The organism is Streptosporangium sp. NPDC049046, from assembly GCF_040649155.1.
Classification (GTDB): domain Bacteria; phylum Actinomycetota; class Actinomycetes; order Streptosporangiales; family Streptosporangiaceae; genus Streptosporangium.
Window position 1 is genome coordinate 116774 of the sequence record NZ_JBEZEZ010000014.1, and the last position, 18454, is coordinate 135227.

The 18454-nt window shown below is 68.9% G+C and carries 18 protein-coding genes; 4 read left to right on the forward strand and 14 right to left on the reverse strand.

Features of this window, described 5'->3' with window-relative positions:
* Window positions 1–50: 50 nt before the first annotated feature.
* The 4 genes from AB0B96_RS21255 to AB0B96_RS21270 form a co-directional block, all read right to left on the reverse strand.
* Window positions 51–680 carry a CoA transferase subunit B gene (locus AB0B96_RS21255; RefSeq protein ID WP_362901018.1) on the reverse strand — a complete coding sequence of 210 codons (630 nt, stop codon included), beginning with the start codon at window positions 678–680 and terminating at the stop codon, window positions 51–53.
* A complete protein-coding gene (locus AB0B96_RS21260) occupies window positions 677–1474 on the reverse strand; it encodes a CoA transferase subunit A (protein ID WP_362901020.1) in 798 nt (265 codons plus the stop codon). Before AB0B96_RS21260 ends, AB0B96_RS21255 begins: the two co-directional genes overlap by 4 nt.
* 262 nt (window positions 1475–1736) lie before the next feature.
* Window positions 1737–2639, reverse strand: coding sequence for a serine hydrolase (locus AB0B96_RS21265; RefSeq protein ID WP_350946198.1), 903 nt, complete (start codon window positions 2637–2639; stop codon window positions 1737–1739).
* Window positions 2636–3529, reverse strand: coding sequence for a LysR family transcriptional regulator (locus AB0B96_RS21270; RefSeq protein ID WP_362901022.1), 894 nt, complete (start codon window positions 3527–3529; stop codon window positions 2636–2638). The genes AB0B96_RS21265 and AB0B96_RS21270 overlap by 4 nt, the downstream gene beginning before the upstream one ends.
* A 218-nt stretch (window positions 3530–3747) precedes the next feature.
* Between AB0B96_RS21270 and bla the strand changes: the two genes are divergently transcribed.
* Window positions 3748–4572, forward strand: coding sequence for a class A beta-lactamase (bla, locus tag AB0B96_RS21275; protein WP_362901024.1), 825 nt, complete (start codon window positions 3748–3750; stop codon window positions 4570–4572).
* 96 nt (window positions 4573–4668) lie between these two features.
* Here bla and yjfF read toward each other — a convergent pair whose 3' ends face one another.
* The 5 genes from yjfF to AB0B96_RS21300 form a co-directional block, all read right to left on the reverse strand.
* Window positions 4669–5664, reverse strand: a complete 996-nt coding sequence (gene yjfF / locus AB0B96_RS21280; RefSeq protein ID WP_362901026.1) for a galactofuranose ABC transporter, permease protein YjfF — start codon at window positions 5662–5664, stop codon at window positions 4669–4671.
* On the reverse strand, window positions 5661–6815 hold the full coding sequence (locus AB0B96_RS21285; protein WP_362901028.1) for an ABC transporter permease: 1155 nt from the start codon (window positions 6813–6815) through the stop codon (window positions 5661–5663). Before AB0B96_RS21285 ends, yjfF begins: the two co-directional genes overlap by 4 nt.
* Entirely contained in the window at window positions 6812–8323 is a 1512-nt protein-coding gene (locus tag AB0B96_RS21290) for a sugar ABC transporter ATP-binding protein (RefSeq protein WP_362901030.1), read from the reverse strand. Before AB0B96_RS21290 ends, AB0B96_RS21285 begins: the two co-directional genes overlap by 4 nt.
* Before the next feature lie 33 nt (window positions 8324–8356).
* Window positions 8357–9355: an ABC transporter substrate-binding protein gene (locus tag AB0B96_RS21295; RefSeq protein ID WP_362511165.1), complete on the reverse strand. Its 999-nt coding sequence runs from the start codon at window positions 9353–9355 to the stop codon at window positions 8357–8359.
* A 1024-nt stretch (window positions 9356–10379) separates the two neighbouring features.
* Window positions 10380–10958: an XRE family transcriptional regulator gene (locus AB0B96_RS21300; protein WP_350946205.1), complete on the reverse strand. Its 579-nt coding sequence runs from the start codon at window positions 10956–10958 to the stop codon at window positions 10380–10382.
* A gap of 86 nt (window positions 10959–11044) precedes the next feature.
* Here AB0B96_RS21300 and AB0B96_RS21305 point away from each other — a divergent pair, with 86 nt between their 5' ends.
* A complete protein-coding gene (locus AB0B96_RS21305) occupies window positions 11045–11479 on the forward strand; it encodes a DUF1801 domain-containing protein (RefSeq protein WP_362901033.1) in 435 nt (144 codons plus the stop codon).
* A 133-nt stretch (window positions 11480–11612) separates the two neighbouring features.
* Here the strand turns inward: AB0B96_RS21305 and AB0B96_RS21310 are convergent, their stop codons facing one another.
* From AB0B96_RS21310 to AB0B96_RS21320, 3 genes are all read right to left on the reverse strand, one after another.
* On the reverse strand, window positions 11613–12623 hold the full coding sequence (locus AB0B96_RS21310; protein WP_362901035.1) for a nitroreductase family protein: 1011 nt from the start codon (window positions 12621–12623) through the stop codon (window positions 11613–11615).
* Window positions 12624–12636: 13 nt separating this feature from the next.
* Window positions 12637–13299 carry a CBS domain-containing protein gene (locus tag AB0B96_RS21315; protein WP_362901037.1) on the reverse strand — a complete coding sequence of 221 codons (663 nt, stop codon included), beginning with the start codon at window positions 13297–13299 and terminating at the stop codon, window positions 12637–12639.
* 169 nt (window positions 13300–13468) lie between these two features.
* Window positions 13469–15784: a phosphoketolase family protein gene (locus AB0B96_RS21320; RefSeq protein WP_362901039.1), complete on the reverse strand. Its 2316-nt coding sequence runs from the start codon at window positions 15782–15784 to the stop codon at window positions 13469–13471.
* A gap of 333 nt (window positions 15785–16117) precedes the next feature.
* On the opposite strand from AB0B96_RS21320, the gene AB0B96_RS21325 reads away from it, so the two are divergent.
* On the forward strand, window positions 16118–17305 hold the full coding sequence (locus AB0B96_RS21325) for an FAD-dependent monooxygenase (RefSeq protein WP_362901041.1): 1188 nt from the start codon (window positions 16118–16120) through the stop codon (window positions 17303–17305).
* A gap of 114 nt (window positions 17306–17419) precedes the next feature.
* Here the strand turns inward: AB0B96_RS21325 and AB0B96_RS21330 are convergent, their stop codons facing one another.
* Both AB0B96_RS21330 and AB0B96_RS21335 read right to left on the reverse strand, forming a co-directional pair.
* Window positions 17420–17755 carry a metalloregulator ArsR/SmtB family transcription factor gene (locus tag AB0B96_RS21330; RefSeq protein WP_350946379.1) on the reverse strand — a complete coding sequence of 112 codons (336 nt, stop codon included), beginning with the start codon at window positions 17753–17755 and terminating at the stop codon, window positions 17420–17422.
* A gap of 2 nt (window positions 17756–17757) precedes the next feature.
* Entirely contained in the window at window positions 17758–17952 is a 195-nt protein-coding gene (locus tag AB0B96_RS21335) for a hypothetical protein (protein ID WP_350946211.1), read from the reverse strand.
* A gap of 296 nt (window positions 17953–18248) precedes the next feature.
* On the opposite strand from AB0B96_RS21335, the gene AB0B96_RS21340 reads away from it, so the two are divergent.
* Window positions 18249–18416 carry a DUF3073 domain-containing protein gene (locus AB0B96_RS21340; protein WP_350946212.1) on the forward strand — a complete coding sequence of 56 codons (168 nt, stop codon included), beginning with the start codon at window positions 18249–18251 and terminating at the stop codon, window positions 18414–18416.
* Window positions 18417–18454 lie beyond the last annotated feature (38 nt).

Sequence of the window (18454 nt, forward strand, 5' to 3'; positions counted from 1 at the left end):
GCCTTGACGGCCGGACGGTGCGCGTACGGCGTCCTCGGCGAAGACCGTCCTCACCCTCTCACCCGCGCGCCCGTACGATCGCGCAGTTGCGCCGGGCTCACCCCGGGCGCGGTCTCCACCAGCGCCAGTCCTTGCCCCGTGACGTCGAGGACTCCGAGGTCTGTGATGATCCGGTGCACGCACTCCTTGCCCGTGAGGGGCAGCGAGCACTCCTCGACGATCTTCGGCGAGCCGTCCTTCGCGGTGTGCTCCATGATCACGATGACCCTGCGGGCGCCGTGGACCAGGTCCATCGCGCCGCCCATGCCCTTCACGAGCCTGCCGGGGACCATCCAGTTGGCGAGGTCGCCGCGCGCCGAGACCTGCATCGCGCCCAGCACCGCCACGTCGATGTGCCCGCCGCGGATCATGCCGAACGACAGCGAGGAGTCGAAGAACGACGCGCCCGCGAGCACGGTCACGGTCTCCTTGCCGGCGTTGATCAGGTCGGGGTCGACGTCGCCGGGAGCGGGGTAGGGGCCGACACCCAGGATGCCGTTCTCCGAGTGCAGGATCACGTCCACCTCCGCCGGCAGGAAGGAGGGGATGCGGGTGGGCAGGCCGATGCCGAGGTTGACGTAGTCGCCGTCGCGCAGCTCGGCCGCCGCGCGTGCGACCATCTGGTCACGGCTCCAGCTCATGAGGCGTCCTCCCCCGGGGAGGCGGGAGCGGAGGTGGTGCGCCGTTCGACGGCCTTGTCGGCGGCCTGCTCCGGGGTGAGCCGCACGACGCGCTGGACGAACACGCCCGGCAGGTGGACCTCGTCGGGGTCGAGCTCGGCCAGCTCCTCGACCTCGGCGATCGTGATCCGTCCGGCCATCGCGGCCAGCGGGTTGAAGTTCGCGGCGGCCTTGTTGAACACGAGGTTGCCGTACCGGTCTCCCCTGGCCGCCCGCACCAGCGCGAAGTCGGTGGTGATGCCGTACTCCAGCACGTGGTCCCGTCCGCCGAACTCGCGCACCTCCTTGGGCGGCGAGGCGAGCGTCACCGAGCCGTCCGGGCCGTGCCGCAGCGGCAGCCCGCCCTCGGCGACCGGCGTGCCGACCCCGGCCGGGGTGTAGAAGGCGGGGATGCCGCAGCCTCCTGCGCGCAGCCGCTCGGCCAGGCTGCCCTGCGGGGTCAGCTCCACCTCCAGCTCCCCGCTCAGATACTGGCGGGCGAACTCCTTGTTGTCACCGATGTAGGAGGCCGTCACCCGGCCGATCCGCCCGGCCGCGAGCAGGACGCCCAGGCCGCCGCCGTCCACTCCGCAGTTGTTCGACACCACGCCGATGCCGCGTACGCCCGTGTCGTACAGGGCCTGGATCAGCACGTTCGGGATGCCGCTCAGGCCGAACCCGCCCACCGCGAACGACGCGCCGTCGCGCACGTCCGCCAGCGCCTCCGCGGCGTCGGCGACCACCTTGTCCCTGCGCACGACACTCCGTCCCGTCATGCGTTCGCTCTGCGAACTCTAGTTCACTATTCGCATCCGAGTATGTTTATCCCTGACTTTCCTGTCAAAGCACCTTCGCCGCCCGGAGGGGGAACCGGCGCCGGCGCCCGGTCCGTCGCAACGCGCCACGGCGGCCTTCTCGGTCATGGCGTATCGGGCGCGCAGATCCCCGCCCTCGCCCCACGTCACCACGCCCGATGCCCGCGGCCGGTCCGTCGACGCCCCGGCCCCCATCACCACACCGACGACCTCGCCGCGCCGCTCACAGGTGTCGTAGCCGATCGCGGAGTGTACGCGCGACCTGCGCCATGAGCGCCTCGGCCCCGGGCTGGTCGATGGCCGGCACACGAGACTCGGTGAGCACGACGACTCCGAAGACCTGACCGTCGGCGTGCTCGACGACGCCGATCTCGTGGCGGAGGTTGAGAAGCGTTCCGGTCTTCGAGGACCACTTCGAGGCGTCGGAACTGAAATCGGGTGCCAGCCGATGCCGCAGCACGTTGTCGGCCATGAGGGTCCGTACGCGCTCGCTGACGCCGGCGTCGATCCGGGACGGCGTCCACAGTGCCTGCAGGAGTTCCATCAGCGCTCGCGCGGTTCCCGAGTTCGCGTGGGTCACGTCCAGGAGCGGGAGGCGATGTCCTCGCCCGGCCGTACCCGCTTCGATGGCGAGGAAATGGGCCAGATGGGCGTCTGTCGGGTCGAGGCGTGCCGTCGGGGTCTCGGAGAGTTCCCGCATGGTGTGACGCACCGCGATGCCCTGAAGCCCCAGTCCGTGCAGCAGCGCCGAGACCTCGGCGGGCGGGGTGAAGGTGAACAGCGCGTCCGCCGCGATGTTGTCGCTCACGGCGATGCTGAGGTAGAGCAGGTCGTCGATGGCGATCCGGGCCGGGTGCCGGAACCTGCTCAGCCCGGTCGGCCCCGAGGTGGTGATCCCGCCCGGTCGCACGATGACCTGGGTGGAACCGTCGAGTTCGCCCCTGCGGATGCGTTCGAGCGTCGCGACGGCGAGCGGGATCTTGACGACCGAGGCGATCGGGAACTCCAGATCCGGCTCGATACCGATCTCCTCGCCGGAACGCAGGTCCCGGACCAAGAACGATCCGTTCAGTCCGGCGTCGTCGAGCGTTCCTCGCAGTTCGCGGATCAGGGTCTCGACGTTCACGGCGTCCCTCCGTCCTGGTCGTGCGCGCCCAGGCAGCGGGCGATCGCGTGCCACAGCCGGGTACGGATGCGTTCCGCGTCGTCCCTGACGGCGGCGACGACATCGAATCCGCGGACGGGCTGGATCTCACCGATGGGGCGCCAGTGCAAACCCAGTTCCTCGGCCTGCTTGGACGAGCACAAAAGGAGATCCGTCGAGCCGAGGACCTCGGCGGTGGCGGCGGCGAGCGCGGTGGAGACGGTGACCTGCGTGGGCTGGAGACCGACGGCGTCCCGGATCCGGAACATCCGGTCGCGGATGTGGGGGACGTCGTCCTCGGGCTGGATCCAGACCCGGCTCCTGCGCGACGACCGCGCGGCTCGACCGGCCCGCAGGGTCTCGACGTAGACGGTGTCCGCGATCTGGTCCGTGGCACCGGCGAGTCCGAGCCTCACCGACCAGGTCGCGTCGCTCGGCGGTACCGCCGCGAGGGCGGCGCGGACCTCACGAGAGCGGACGAGTTCCGTCCGCCCGGCCGGGGCGGCGGCCTGAAGGTCGAGGTAGACGCCGTTGCGACGCGCCTCCGCGTCGAGCCGTGCCAGATCGCGCGTGGTGCAGACGTCGGGAACGACGAGGCGAAGGGGGTTGCGCCTGGCTCGTTTCGCCTCGTGCTCCATGTCGTCCACCAGGCGCACGAGACGCTTCGCCCACGGCAGCATGTCACGGCCGAACTGCGTGAGCCTCGCTCCGCGCGACGACCGATCGAACAGCCGCTCCCCGAGGTGAGTCTCCAGGGCGGCGATGCGGCGGCTCGCGACCGACTGCGGCACCCGGGTGGCCGCCGCGCCCTCCGTGAAGCTCCCCCGCTCGCTCACGTTGACGAACGCTCTGCACGCTCCGACGACGTCCACGCCGCAAGCGTATGCCATTTCAGCATGGAATCGGCCATTTCTGTCTTTGACGGCATCAAACGCCAGCGCGAGACTCTCACCGAATCCCATCGACCGCCGGAAGGCATCGCATGCTCACTCGTTCCGTTCGACGCGCCACCCTCTCGGCGCTGGCCTCACTCATGCTCATCCCTGTGGCAGGTGCCCCCTCGGCAGCCCACGCGACCTCCGCTCCGCCGGTGACGACACCGGCGGCTGCCGAGCGGGTCTTCAAGGAGTTGCGCGCGCTGGAGACGTCCTTCAAGGGCCGGATCGGCGCGTACGCCGTGGACACGGCCACCGGCAAGACGGTGACGTACCGGGCCGGTGAGCGTTTCCCGCTGCTGTCCACCTTCAAGGCGCCCCTCTGCGCGGGCGTGCTGCACAGGGCGCGCACCGTTGAGCCCGGCCTGATGAACAAGGTCGTCAAGTGGACGGCCGCCGACGTGAAGCCCGGCTCGCCGGTCACCGAGAAGCACACCGACGACGGGCTCACCGTCGCGCGGCTGTGCGAGGCGACCATCACCCGGAGCGACAACACCGCGGCCAACATGCTGCTGAGGCAGATCGGCGGTCCCGCCGGGTTGACCCGCTACTTCCGGACGCTGAAGGACCCGATCTCCCGGCTGGACCGGTGGGAGACCGAGCTCAACAACTGGAGTCCCAAGGAGAGGCGCGACACCACGACGCCCGCGTCCATGGGCCGTACCCTGCGCGCGGTCACGGCGGGGAACGCCCTCAACGCCAAGGACCGGGAACGGCTGAACACCTGGCTGGTCGCGAACACGACGGGAGACAGGCGCATCCGGGCGGGCCTGCCCAAGACCTGGAAGATCGGCGACAAGACCGGCACGAACTCCGACGGATTCGGCGGCGGGCACGATATCGCCGTCATCTGGCCCAAGAAGGGCGTCGCTCCCGTCATCATGGCGATCTACACCAACCGCACTCCGGGCCTCGCCACCGACGACAAGGCCATCGCGAAGACCGCCACCATTCTGGCCCGCGGGCTCGGCAAACTCTGAGGCCCCGCCCGGGCAACCTCCGAGCTTGAAGATCCCGACCTCATCCAGGCTCTCAGCCGCGTCGTCCGGGGCGGCTGAGAGCCGGTCGTCGCCTCCTCAGGTCCGCCGGACGCCGATGAGCCGCTGCAGCAGGATGAAGGCGAACAGCAACAGGCCGATGAAGATCTTGGTCCACCAGGAGCTGAGGGTACCCTCGAAGCTGATGATCGTCTGGGTCAGACCGAGGACGAGGATGCCCAGAACGGTGCCGAAGAGATACCCGGAGCCGCCGGTGAGCAGCGTGCCGCCGATGACCACGGCCGCGATGGCGTCCAGTTCCATGCCGACGGCGTGCAGGCCGTAACCGGACAGCATGTAGAAGGACAGCAGGATCCCGCCGAGCGCGGAGCACAGCCCGCTGATCGTGTAGACGGCGATCTTCGTTCGTCCCACGGGGAGACCCATGAGCAGCGCGGACTGCTCGCTGCCGCCGACGGCGTAGACCGTGCGGCCCAGACGCGTGTAGTGCAGCACGTACGCGGCGACCAGCACCACCACCGTGGCGATCACCACGCTGGGCGAGATCCACATCTCTCCGACCAGGTCGATCCTGGTCTGCGCGAAGGCGGTGAAGAGACCGTCGGTGATCGGGATCGAGTCGGTGCCGATCGTGTAGCACAGCCCGCGCGCCAGGAACATCCCGGCGAGGGTCGCGATGAACGGCTGGACCTGGAAGTAATGGATGATCGCCCCCATCCCTGCTCCCAGCGCCGCGCCGACGGCCAGCACCAGCACGATCACCACCGGCGCCGGCCAGCCCTGGTTCGTGACGAGGCTGGCCGTGATCATCGTGGACAGCGCCACCACCGCGCCCACCGACAGGTCGATGCCGCCGGCGAGGATCACGAACGTCATGCCGACGCCGACGACGAGCAGGAAGGCGTTGTCGACGAAGACGTTGAGTATCACCTGGCCGCTGGCGAACCCCTCGTACCGGATGCCGCCGGCCGTGAACATCGCGATGAGCAGGCCCGCGGTCACCGCGACCGGAACGTACCTGCGGGGGATCGCGAACCGCCCGGCGGGACCGGCCGTGATGGTGTCCGTCGTCATCTGTTCCTCACCGTCTCTTCCCGTACCTGCCCGCCCTCTTCCCGCGCCTGCTCGGCGACGGCGCCCGGACCTGCGGAGGGGCGGCCGTGCTCCTCCTTGGGAACCGGAGGCGGTGGGGCAGGACGTCTGTTCCCCCCGAACACCTTCTGCCGGAAGGCGGGCGACTGCAGCAGGCACACGATGGTCACCACGAGGGCCTTGAACAGCAGCGTCGTCTCGGGCGGCACACCGATCGAGTAGATCGTGGTGGTCAGGGTCTGGATGATCAGGGCCCCCAGCACGGTGCCGCTGAGCGAGAACCGGCCGCCCGCCAGCGAGGTGCCGCCGATGACGACGGCCAGGATGGCGTCCAGCTCGATCCACAGGCCGGCGTTGTTGCCGTCCGCGCTGGACACGTTGGAACTGATCATCAGACCCGCGATGCCCGCGCACAGCCCGCAGAAGGTGTACGCCACGATCAGCACGCCCCGGGAGCGGATCCCCGACAGCCTGCTGGCCTCGGCGTTGCCGCCGACCGCCTCGATGAACATGCCCAGTGCGAGCCGCCGGGTGAGAAAGGCGGTCAGCGCGATCAGCGCGATCACGATGAGGATGCCGAACGGCAGCGTGAGCCAGTAGCCACCGCCGATCAGCTTGTACGGGCTGCTGTTGATCGTGATGATCTGCCCGTCGGTGATCAGCTGGGCCAGGCCCCGTCCCGCGACCATGAGGATCAGTGTCGCGATGATCGGCTGGATGCCGATGGCGGCCACCAGGAACCCGTTCCAGGCCCCGAGCACGAGTATCACCAACAGCGTGAGGCCGATCGCCGACAGCACGCCGCCGACGGCGTTCTGGTCGGTCAGGTCGCTGATCTGCATGCAGGCCAGCGCCCCGCTGATCGCCACCACCGATCCGACCGACAGGTCGATGCCGCCGGTGGCGATGACGAGCGTCATGCCCAGCGAGACCAGGATCAGCGGCGCCCCGAAGCGGAGGATGTCGATGAGGCTGCCGTAGAGGTGGCCGTCCCTCATCTGCACGTTCAGGAAGTTGTCGGTGAACACCACGTTGAGCGCGAGCAGCGCGCCCAGGATCACGGCGGGCCAGAACAGCCGGTGCCGCGTCAGCGCGCCGAGGGCACCGGAGGTGCCGTTTCCCACAGTGCTCATACCGGTGCTCCACTCGCGATTTTCTGCATCAGGACATCGGTGGTGAGCGCGTCGTCGTTGTCGAGCTGGGCGATCAGCGTACGGTCGCGCAGCACCCCGACCCGGTGACTGAGCCGCAGGACCTCCTCCAGCTCCGCGGAGATGAACAGCACGGCCATGCCACCGTCGGACAACTCGACGACCAGCCGCTGGATCTCCGCCTTCGCGCCGACGTCGATCCCCCGGGTGGGCTCGTCGAGGATGAGCAGCCGGGGTTCCATGATCAACCAGCGGGCCAGCAGCACCTTCTGCTGGTTGCCGCCGCTGAGGGTGCGGACCGGCTGCTCGGGATCACCGGGCCGGATGTTCAGCGCGGTGATGTACTTGGCGACCAGCTCGTCCTGCTTGCGCCGGGACAGCGGCCTGCTCCAGCCGCGATCGGCCTGCAGCGCGAGGACGATGTTCTCCCGCACCGTGAGCTCGTCGACGAGTCCCTCCGCCCGGCGGTTCTCCGAGCAGAAGGCGATCTTCTGGTTCATCGCCGCCCTCGGTGTGCGCAGCGCGACCCGCTTGCCCTCGACCCGCAGCGAGCCGCTGTCGGCGTGGTCGGCGCCGAACAGCAGGCGCGCCAGCTCGGTACGGCCGGAGCCGAGCAGCCCGGCCAGCCCGATCACCTCACCCTGCCTGATGGTGAGCGTGAAGGGGCTGACACCGCCCGCCCGCCCGAGGTCGCTCGCCTCCACCAGCGGCTCCGCGACCCGAGCGGGCGGCTTTCCTTCGAGTTTCTCCAGATCGGCCAGCTCCCGCCCGATCATCTTGGCGACCAGATCGACCTGGGAGAGCTCGCGGGTGAGGTACTCCCCCACGAGCTTCCCGTTGCGCAGGATCGTCATGCGATCCGATATCTCGTAGATCTGGTCGAGGAAGTGCGAGACGAACAGGATGGCGATGCCCTTGTCCTTCAGCCGGCGCATCACCCGGAACAGCTGGGCCACCTCGCCGGCGTCCAGGCTGGAGGTCGGCTCGTCGAGGATCAGCACCTTGGCCTCGATGTCGACCGCCCTGGCGATCGCCACCATCTGCTGAACGGCCAGCGAGCACGACGCCAGCGGCGCCGACACGTCGATGCGCAGATCCAGGTCGCCCATCAGTTCATCGGCCCGGCGGCGCATCTCCCGCCACCGGATGCGGCCGAAGCGGCGGGGTTCGCGGCCCACGAAGATGTTCTCCGCCACCGAGAGGTTCCCGCACAGGTTGACCTCCTGGTAGACCGTGCTGATACCGCCCTGCTGGGCGGCGGACGGACTGGAGAAGGCGACAGGCTTCCCGGCCAGCTCGATCTCGCCCTCGTCGACGCCGTACACGCCGGTCAGGACTTTGATCAGTGTCGACTTCCCCGCGCCGTTCTCTCCCATCAGCGCGTGCACTTCGCCCGGCAGCAAACGGAAGCCGACATCGTCCAGGGCCTTGACGCCGGGGAATCGTTTGCCGATTCCGCTCATCCGTACGATCGGTGCCGGTTGGTCCATGCCGCGCTCTCCTCTCTTTCCCAGGTGGGCGGCTCAGTACTGGCGGTTGGGGAGGGCTTCCTTCGCCTGCTCCTGGGTGAAGGTGGTCTCCTCGGTCACCACGCGCTCGGGGACCTGCTCACCGGCGACGACCTTCTTGGCCAGGTCCATCAGCTGAGGGCCAAGCAGCGGGCTGCACTCGACGATGTAGCTGATCTTCCCGTCGGCCAGGGCCTGCATCCCGTCCTTCACGGCGTCAATGGTGATGATCTTGATGTCCTTGCCCGGCACCTTGCCCGCGCCCTCGATCGCCTCGATGGCGCCCAGCCCCATGTCGTCGTTGTGCGCGAACAGCACGTCGATGTCCGGAGTGGACTTCAGGAACGCCTCCATGACCTCCTTGCCCTTGGCCCGGGTGAAGTCACCGGTCTGCGAAGCGGCGATCTTGAACTTCGAGTCGGCCGCGATCACCTCACCGAAGCCCTCCTTGCGGTCGTTGGCCGGGGCCGAACCGGTGGTGCCCTGGAGTTCGACGATGTTCACCGGGTCGGTGGAGTCCTTGTACTCCTCCACCAGCCACTGGCCGGCCTTCCTGCCCTCCTCCACGAAGTCGGAGCCGAGGAAGGTCTTGTACAGGGTCTTGTCCGCGGAGTCCACCGCCCGGTCGGTCAGGATCACCGGGATCTTGGCGTTCTGCGCCTCCTTCAGCACGGTGTCCCAGCCGGACTCCACCACCGGCGAGAACGCGATGACGTCGACCTTCTGCTGGACGAAGGACCGGATCGCCTTGATCTGGTTCTCCTGCTTCTGCTGGGCGTCGGAGAACTTCAGCTCGATGCCGGCGCTCTTCGCCGACTCCTGCACCGACTTGGTGTTGGCGGTGCGCCACCCGCTTTCGGCACCCACCTGGGAGAAGCCCATCACGATCGTGTCGTTGGCACCGGCTCCGGCGCCGCCGGCGTCGGCGGTGTCCGGTCCTTCCGTACTGCTGCAACCCGTCATCGCCGCGGCCATGACGCCCGCCAGGACGAGCGCTGAGATCTTTCGGAACATGGGGGGATGTCCTTCTATGTGAGCGTTAACATTTGAACGGAGGACCATGATTGGCGCCGGTCGTCCGGGTTGACGGCCGCGTCGACGAAGCGCCGCTCACCCGCAAGGCGATCGAGGGTACGCGATGGATGTCCGCGCACCACGCCCGACGCCTGGACCTGCTATGACGGCACGTCGATACCGCGCCACTTCACAGTTCCGCAGTCTCCGGTCGCGTGTTTTCTCCCACGCGCCCGAAGGTCCGTTGTGTAGCCGGGCGACCGTCTGGCGCGACATGCTCGCCTCGGCCGTCACCGGCGGTTGGAGCTCCACACCTGTCTGCACGGCCGCTCCTCATCTTGCGTTGGACAAGACTGTGAACGCTAACAACCGTGCCGTCAAGCGGTCGCCTTATTACGGTCTAATCACACCGGAAACCTGGGCTCTGCTAGACCTCGACCATCCACTGCCACGGGCAAGGACATTACTCACCATGACTCCCGGCTCCGGGAGAGCCCACCTGGACACGGAGCCGGACCGGGATACCCGCTCACCGGAAACGCCGGAAAACGCGCGGAGGGCGGCGGCACGGGACGGCGATCCGCGGCTCTCCCCCGACCACCACGGGCATGCGCTCCGCACCCCCACCCCGATACCGGTTCGGCGCCACCGCGAGCCCGGAGAGCGGAAAAAGGGTATTGACAGCGGTTACGTTAACGACAAAACTCGTGTTTGAAACATATCGGTAACCAGGCCGCCTCTCGCATCGCGATTGCCGCACCGCCACCCGGCGGCGCGCATCCTTCCTTCGCGAGACGTTCTCCCAAGAGCACAATTTTCCAAGAAGGCGGCGTGAAAACCGACGTGAGATGTTAACGCTAACAAAAAGTCTCACCCGGAGCGGCGCGACGGGAGCCCGACCGTGCGCCCCAGGACGTCCGGGCCCGCCGGGAAGCCCCGACGGCACCGACCGCGACGATTCACTCACTTCTCGTCGGCACCCGCCCTCCGCGACACCGGCCCCGGGAAACCCTCCCCCGCGGCACTACTCTTTGGCCCTGGGCTGGGCGCGGACGTGCATGCGCTCCCCCTGGGGACCGAAGAGGCTGAGGATCTCCACCGCCCCCGCCCCCGCGCTGCCGAACCAGTGCGGGAGCCGGGTGTCGAACTCGGCGACCTGACCCGCGACCAGCACGAGGTCGTGGTCGGCCAGCACGAGCCTCAACCGGCCGGAGAGCACATAAAGCCACTCATAGCCCTCGTGAACCCTGGGATCGGGCTCGGTCTGGTCCGCGGGGACGATGATCTTCCAGGCGGCGATGCCCCCCGGCTGACGGGTGAGCGGGACCACGGTCCGGCCGTGCGCGCGGCGAGGCGTGAGCCGGACCCTGGGATCGCCCACCTCGGGCGTGCCGACCAACTCGTCCAGCGGCACCTGGTGGGCCAGGGCGATGGGAAACAACAACTCCAGGCTCGGCTTGCGCTGCCCGGACTCCAGGCGAGACAGCGTGCTCTTCGAGATCCCGGTCGCCTCGGACAGCGCGGCGAGGGTGATCTCGCGCTGGATCCTGAGCCGCTTGAGGCGAGGCCCGACCTCGGACAGAGCTTGAGCGATCTTGTCCATGCCACCAATTGTCACAGGGAACCGCCCCCGCGGCGGGCCCGGTCCCTCACGAGGTTTTTGTCGTACCGGCGTGGCAGCATGCCTCCATGGCGACATCGAAACAGCCGGTGACGGTTCCGACCGGCGTGAGCGCCGACGACTTTATGGCCACGGTCCCCGACCCACGCCGGCGAGCCGACGCGGAGCGCCTGCGCGCGATCCTGTGCGAGGTGACCGGTGAGCCCGCAGTGATGTGGGGTCCGAGCATCGTCGGTTTCGGCAGTTACCGTCGCACCTACGAGAGCGGGAGGACGGACGAGTGGCCCCTGGTGGGCTTCTCGCCGCGAAAGCAGCATCTCGTCGTCTACCTGGTGGGCGGGTTCGAGGAGCGCTACGCATCGGTGCTCACCCGGCTGGGTCCGCACAAAGCCGGAAAAGGCTGTCTCTACCTGAAAAGGCTCGACGACGTCGACGAGAGCGCACTGCGTGAGCTCGTCGACCGCGCGGCTCGGGTGCACAGGGGCGTCGACCGGGCCGGGTGAGCGCCGACGATCACCGTTGCCCATCCCGCGAGGGCGGCTCCGCGGCACGACACGCCTGCCGACGACCCCGCGCGACCCGGCGGCGCCGCCGGACGCGCGCGTCCACGGCTTTCCTGGCCGCCTCGCGGTTCGGTCAGCGTTCTTCCAGCATGTCGGTGACCGGCCGGCGGACTCCCTTGCCCTCGTCGAAGGTGACGCCCAGACGCATGATCATCTGGGGATACTCCTGCGAGCACAGCTCCTGTCGCAGGAATTCCCGCAGGTGAAACATCTCCAGAGCCTGGGTGTGGAAGGCCGCGCTGAGACCGTGGGCGCAGGCGCGCAGCAGGACGCGCTGCAACGCCTGACCGGCCGTGATCCAGTCCTCGCGGGAGTCGCCCTTCGTGGTCAGGACCGCCACGACACCGGTGGAGACGGAGAAGAACTGGTCGCTCTCGTTGCCCCAGGGATGACCGTGGGTGTAGTCACGCTGGGCGAAGTGCGGGCGGGTCCGCCGGGGAGTGCGCGGGTAGCCCTCGGCCGGGACCCCGTCCGCGCGGGCGCTACCCGGCGGCCGCGCCCAGCGGATCAGCTCCAGCGACAGCGCCCGGTCCTGCGACTGCGCGTCCTGGGCGGCGCAGGTGATCGCGGCGAGCACCCGGATCGCCGCCTCGGAGCGGACCGGTGTCAGCCGCGCCCCCTCACCGTCCGCCTCGGCCACCAGCGTCTCGACAAGACGCTCCGGGACGGGCAGTTCGGTGAAACCGGCCCGGTGGGTGCGGCGACGCTCGATCTCGGCATACAGCAGCCGGGCGCTCTCGTCGGCGGGTATGGCCGCTCCCGGCCGTATCGTGGCCAGCAGCGCCGGGCGGTCGGGGTCGGGCAGCACGCGCACGTGCGGCTCGTAGCCGAGCGCGCGCAGCGCGAGCCGCACGTTCATCAGGGCCGCGCCACAACTGATCAGCATCTCCCGGCCGGCGGCGTCACCGATCCGCAGTTTCCTGTCGCTGTCGGCGCGCAACGCGATCTCGTCGCCATCGACACCGAAAGACCACGGCTGGGTGTTGTGCACCGACGGCGCCCACGTGGCGGCCTGGAGCGCCGTGCGGATCACCGAGGTGATCTCCTCGCCGGTGCGGACGTTCATGATCTTCCCCTTGTCCATGGTCTCACTCCTGTCACAGGAACGGCGGAACGGGAACGAGGTCATCGGATCGGCAGGTGAGGGCGTTCTCGACCTTGAGGACACCCTCGATCTCGCCGACCGCCGCGACCAGGGGCGCGATCTGCGACCGGAAGGGGAGCCGTCCCCTCAGCGTGACCACCCCCGCCTCGACGGCCACGCTCATCGCCTCCGGGGCGACGGCGAGCCGGTCACGGACCTCGGCGACCTCGCGTTCGATCTCCTCGGGCGGGCGGGCGAAGACCTGGAGCAGATCGCTCTGGTGAACGGTGCCGGTGATACGCCCGGTGACCGCGTCGATCACCGGTAGCTGCTTGATCCGATGCCGGTGCATCAGCCGTGCCGCGTCCCGCACGGCGGTGTCCTTCGTGATGGTGATCGCGGGGGTGGTCATGATCTGCCTGGCCGTGCCGCCCGCGGCCTTACGGTGCTCCTGGCGTCTTTTGTGACTGTCGAAGACGCCGCCGGCGCGCGCGCCCGAATCGGTCTCCCTGAGCAGGAGATCATCGTCGGAGACCATGCCGATGGGATGGTCGTCGGCGTCGATGACGGTGAGCGCGCCGACCTTGAAGCGTCGCATGGCGTCGACCATCTCGGTGAACGTCGCCTCCGGCCGCACCGCGATCGCCGTGCCGCCCATGACTTCCCTGACCTTCATGACGCACCTCCTCACGACGAGCATCGCAAGGCGGTCCTGGAGGCGTCAGCGGCGAAAGTCCCTGAACAGGAGGACTTATGGTCTGCGCACGACGATGATCTCCCAGATCTCCCGTCCCGGCACCCCGCACCCGTCCGAGGGCGGACGCGGGGCGCCGGGACGGGTCCCTTTAGTGGGGCCAGGTCCAGTCGCGGATCTCGGGCAGGTCCTCACCGTGCTCACGGGTGTAGGCCCGGGCGGTCAGGCGGGCGTCGGCCATGTGCTGGCGCAGGTGCGCCGACCGCTCGGCCAGCCCGGGAACCCGGTCGATGACGTCCATCACGAGGTGGAACCGGTCGATGTCGTTGAGCATGACCATGTCGAACGGCGTGGTCGTGGTGCCCTCCTCCTTGTAACCGCGCACGTGGATGTTCTCGTGACCGTTGCGCCGGTACGTCAGGCGATGGATCAGCCACGGATAGCCGTGAAAGTTGAAGATGATCGGCCGGTCGGCGGTGAACACCGTGTCGAAGTCCGCGTCCGACATGCCGTGCGGATGCTCCGACGGCGGCTGCAACCGCATCAGGTCCACCACGTTGACCACCCGGACCCGCAGTTCGGGCAGATGCTCACGCAGCAGCGCGGCCGCCGCCAGCGTCTCCAGGGTGGGCACGTCGCCCGCGCACGCCAGCACCACGTCCGGTTCGACGCCGGCGTCGGTGCTGGCCCACTCCAGGATGCCCAGCCCTCGGGTGCAGTGCGCGATCGCCTCGTCCATCCCCATCAGATCCAGCACCGGCTGCTTACCCGCCACGATCACGTTCACGTAGTCGCGCGAGCGCAGGCAGTGATCGGCCGTCGACAGCAGCGTGTTGGCGTCCGGCGGCAGATACACCCGCACTACCTCGGCCTTCTTGTTCATCACCACATCCAGGAAACCGGGGTCCTGGTGGGAGAAGCCGTTGTGGTCCTGGCGCCACACGTGCGACGACAGCAGATAGTTCAGCGAGGCCACCGGACGACGCCAGCCGATCTTCCGCGAGGACTCCAGCCACTTGGCGTGCTGGTTGAACATCGCGTCGATGATGTGGATGAACGCCTCGTAGCAGTTGAACAATCCGTGGCGGCCGGTCAGCAGGTAGCCCTCGAGCCAGCCCTGACACAGGTGCTCGCTGAGCACCTCCATGACCCGGCCGCCCGCCTGGAGGTGGTCGTCGCCGTCGCGGATCTCGGCGTTCCAGGCGCGGCCGGTGACCTCGAAGACCGCCTGCAGCCGGTTGGAGGCGGTCTCGTCGGGGCCCATCAGCCGGAAGGTCTCGGGGTTGGCGGCGATGACCTCGCGCAGAAACTCGCCCAGTACCCGGGTGGGCTCACTGCTCGCGGTGGCCGGTGAGGTGACCTTGACCGCGTGCTCGCGAAAATCGCCGAGCGCCAGCGGCCGCAGCAGTTCGCCGCCGTTGGCGTGCGGGTTGGCGCTCATCCGCAGTGGTCCTTCGGGCACCGTGTCCAGGATCTCGGCCACCGGCCGTCCGTCGGCGTCGAACAACTCCTGTGGCCGGTACGAGCGCATCCACTCCTCCAGCATCGCCAGGTGTTCGGCGTTGTCGCGCACCCCCGACAGCGGGACCTGGTGCGAGCGCCAGGTGCCCTCCACCGGCAGGCCGTCGACCCGCTCGGGACCGGTCCACCCCTTCGGCGTCCGCAGAACGATCATCGGCAACCGCTCGGCCCGCCCCCGCCGGTAGTCGGCGATCTGCTCCCAGACCGTCTCCAGCGTCTGGGCCATGAGCGCGTGCATCGCCTCGGGCTCGTCCCCGGCCACCACGTGCGGACGGTATCCGTACCCCTCCATCAACGCGAGGAGCTCTTCTTCCGGGATGCGGGCCAGCACGGTGGGATTGGCGATCTTGTAGCCGTTCAGGTGCAGGATCGGCAGCACCACGCCGTCACGCCTTGGATCGAGGAACTTGTTGGAATGCCAGCTGGCCGCGAGCGGCCCGGTCTCGGCCTCCCCGTCCCCGATGACACTCGCGACCACCAGCTCCGGGTTGTCGAACGCGGCCCCGTAGGCATGCGCCAGCGCGTACCCGAGCTCCCCTCCCTCGTGGATCGAACCGGGCGTCTCGGGCGCCACATGGCTGGGAATGCCACCGGGAAAGGAGAACTGCCGGAACAACCGCCGCATCCCCTCCCCGTCACGGGAGATGTCGGGATAGCACTCGGTGTAGGAACCCTCCAGCCAGGCGTGCGCCACCGCCGCCGGGCCGCCGTGACCCGGACCGGCGATGTAGATCATGTCCTGGTCGCGTTCGGTGATGATCCGGTTCAGGTGGGCGAAACAGAAGTTCAGTCCCGGGGTGGTCCCCCAGTGTCCCAGCAGCCGCGGCTTGATGTGCTCGGGCCGCAACGGCTCGGTCAGCAGCGGGTTGTCCAGCAGATAGATCTGACCGACCGACAGATAGTTGGCCGCGCGCCAGTAGGCGTCGACATGCGCGAGTGCGTCCATACATCGACAGTTCCTCGGCTGAGGCGTTCAAACCCCGATACGGCGAACACGTTCGTCACATCGCGCGGCGCGGGCGCACCACGCGCACGACGGCGTACCGGGACCAATCGGGGCAGGCGCGTCGAAACACCGGACCTCGCCTCGCCATGATCGACAGCGCCTTCCCTCTACCGGATCGGGATGGAATAGACGAAGATCTCCGGGTGAGCCGAGAGTGCCGTATGGACGCGTTCGAAGTCGCCGCGGTTCACATCGCCAGGAGCATCGGGACGCCGCCCCGGCAGCACAGCGGTACCTCGGGGTGAGACGCCATCCGACGAGAGGAGCCCCTGAGTGAAGGTCGCCATTGTCGGCGGAGGTCTCGGCGGGTTGACCGCCGCCCTGCTCCTGCGGCAGGCCGGTGTCGAGGCCGTCGTGTACGAGCAGGCCGCCGAGCTGCGCGAGGTGGGAGCGGGGATCGGGGTGAGTCCCAACATGGTCCGCCCCCTGGTGCGTGCCGGACTCGGCGAGCGACTGGCCTCCTTCGCCGTCCCCATGGATGCCGCCTGGGAGTTGAGGCGCTGGGAGGACGGCCGGGTGCTGGCCTCCCAGACGATGGGCGAGGAGTGCCGGCGGCTGTACGGCAGCGACTTCTACGTCGCGCACCGCGCCGACCTGCTCGACATGCTGGTGAAGGCGCTGCCCGAGGACGTCATCAGGACAGATCGGCGACTGGAGGTGCTGAGGCAGGACCCTGACGGGGTCGAGCTGACCTTCGGCACTGCCACAGGCGCGAAGGCGACGGTGGTCGCCGACGCGGTGATCGGCGCCGACGGCATCCACTCGGCGGTCCGGCCTGCGGTCGTCGACGAGGAGCCCCCGCGCTTCTCCGGGCTCTGCGCCTACCGGTGCCTCATCGACGCCGAACGGGCCCCTGAGCTGTCGGTGCGCCGGGTGCAGACGCTCTGGCTGGGGCCGGGGCGCCACTTCGTCCACTACCCGATCAGGGACAGAAAGCTGATCAACGTCGTCGCGATCGTGCCCGCGGGCGAGTGGCGCGTCGAGTCGTGGACGGCCGACGGGCGGCTTGAGGACCTGAGGGGCGAGTTCGAGACCTGGGACCCTCGGCTGAGAGGGCTGATCGACGCGGCCACCGCGACCAAGCGCTGGGCCCTGTACGACCGCTCTCCCCTGGAACGCTGGACGTCGGGGCGGGTGACCCTGCTGGGGGACGCCGCCCACTCGATGCTGCCCTTCCTCGGTCAGGGCGCCGCCCAGGCGGTCGAGGACGCGGTGGTGCTCGCGATCTGCCTGCGCGAGGCCACCCGCGAGACGGCGGCGAAGGCGCTGGCCCGCTACGAGAGGATCCGCAGGCCCCGGGCCTCGCAGGTGCAGCTGATGAGCCGGGGCCGCGAGGTGCTGAACCATCTGCCCGACGGGCCCGCCCAGCTGGAACGCGACGCGACCCTGGCCGCCAGTAGTCCGCTCCGGCAGAGCGCCTGGCTTTACGGCCATGACCCCGAGACCGCCGTGACGGACTGAGACGACGATCCCGGCCGCGGACCGGACGGCGGGCCCGACAGCGAGCTCGGAGCCGGGCTCACCCGCGGACGACGCCTCGGCGAGGCTCGCCGTCGCGCTCGGGCAGGGCCCCGTTCATCTGCCGGCCTCGGCGCGCAGCTCGGCGAGCAGCTCGCCCTGCTCGGCGAGAACCTCGGCCAGGATCGATCGCGCCACGGACATCAGGTCGGCCAGGTCCCTGGTGGACAGGGCGTAGACGACGGTGGCGCCGTCCCGGGTGGCGGTCACGACTCCCGCGCGGCGCAGCACGGCGAGTTGCTGGGAGAGGTTGGAGGCCTCGACGTCGATGGCGCTCAGCAGGTCCCGCACCGGCCGGGGGCCGTCCTGGAGAAGCTCCAGGACCTGGATGCGGACCGGATGGCCGAGGGTGCGGAAGAATTCGGCCTTGGCCTGGTGCAGCGGCACCGGCATGATCACGCAGCTCCGGCGGCAGGCCCGCCACCGGCGTGTCGTACGTCGACGCCGTGCTGGTCGGCGATGCGCAACAGGTTCTCCAGGCGCCCGGACAGGACCTCGATCGCGTGGTCGTCGAAGGCCTGGCGCATGAGCTCCAGCTCGCCGTCGACATCGGCGATGCGTGCCCGTAGCTCCGCCGCGAACTCGCTCATGTCCCCCACCTCCCGTGGATCAGGTCACTCCCCGGCGTCTGGTTTTATCGGCACACCGTTCCTCATGATGTGGCAAATTGCATAATTCTTCAAATCGTAATGACGTTGGCTATGATGGCGAAGGCCGTTTTCCACCAGGGCCCGCGGCCGGTTCGAGCCCGATCGATGACGGATCGACCGCGAAGCGGGATACTTGGTACGGCTACCGCAGACTGACCTGCGGCGTCAGAGCGCGCCAGCCGGCGATGCGACAGTGACGAGGGGCCGAGCACGGCCTGCGCGAGGGAGTACAGCCAATGGGACGGGGCCGAGCCAAGGCTAAGCAGACGAAGGTTGCCCGTGAGCTGAAGTACAGCAGCCACAGCATGGATCTTGACCGGTTGCGCAAGGAGCTTGGCGCCGGCGACGATCCCGCGCCGGAGAGCGAGGCCGACGACCCCACCGGTGAGCCCACCGGCAGGTGACACCGCGGACGGGCCCTGCCCCCCGACCGGCCCCGCCC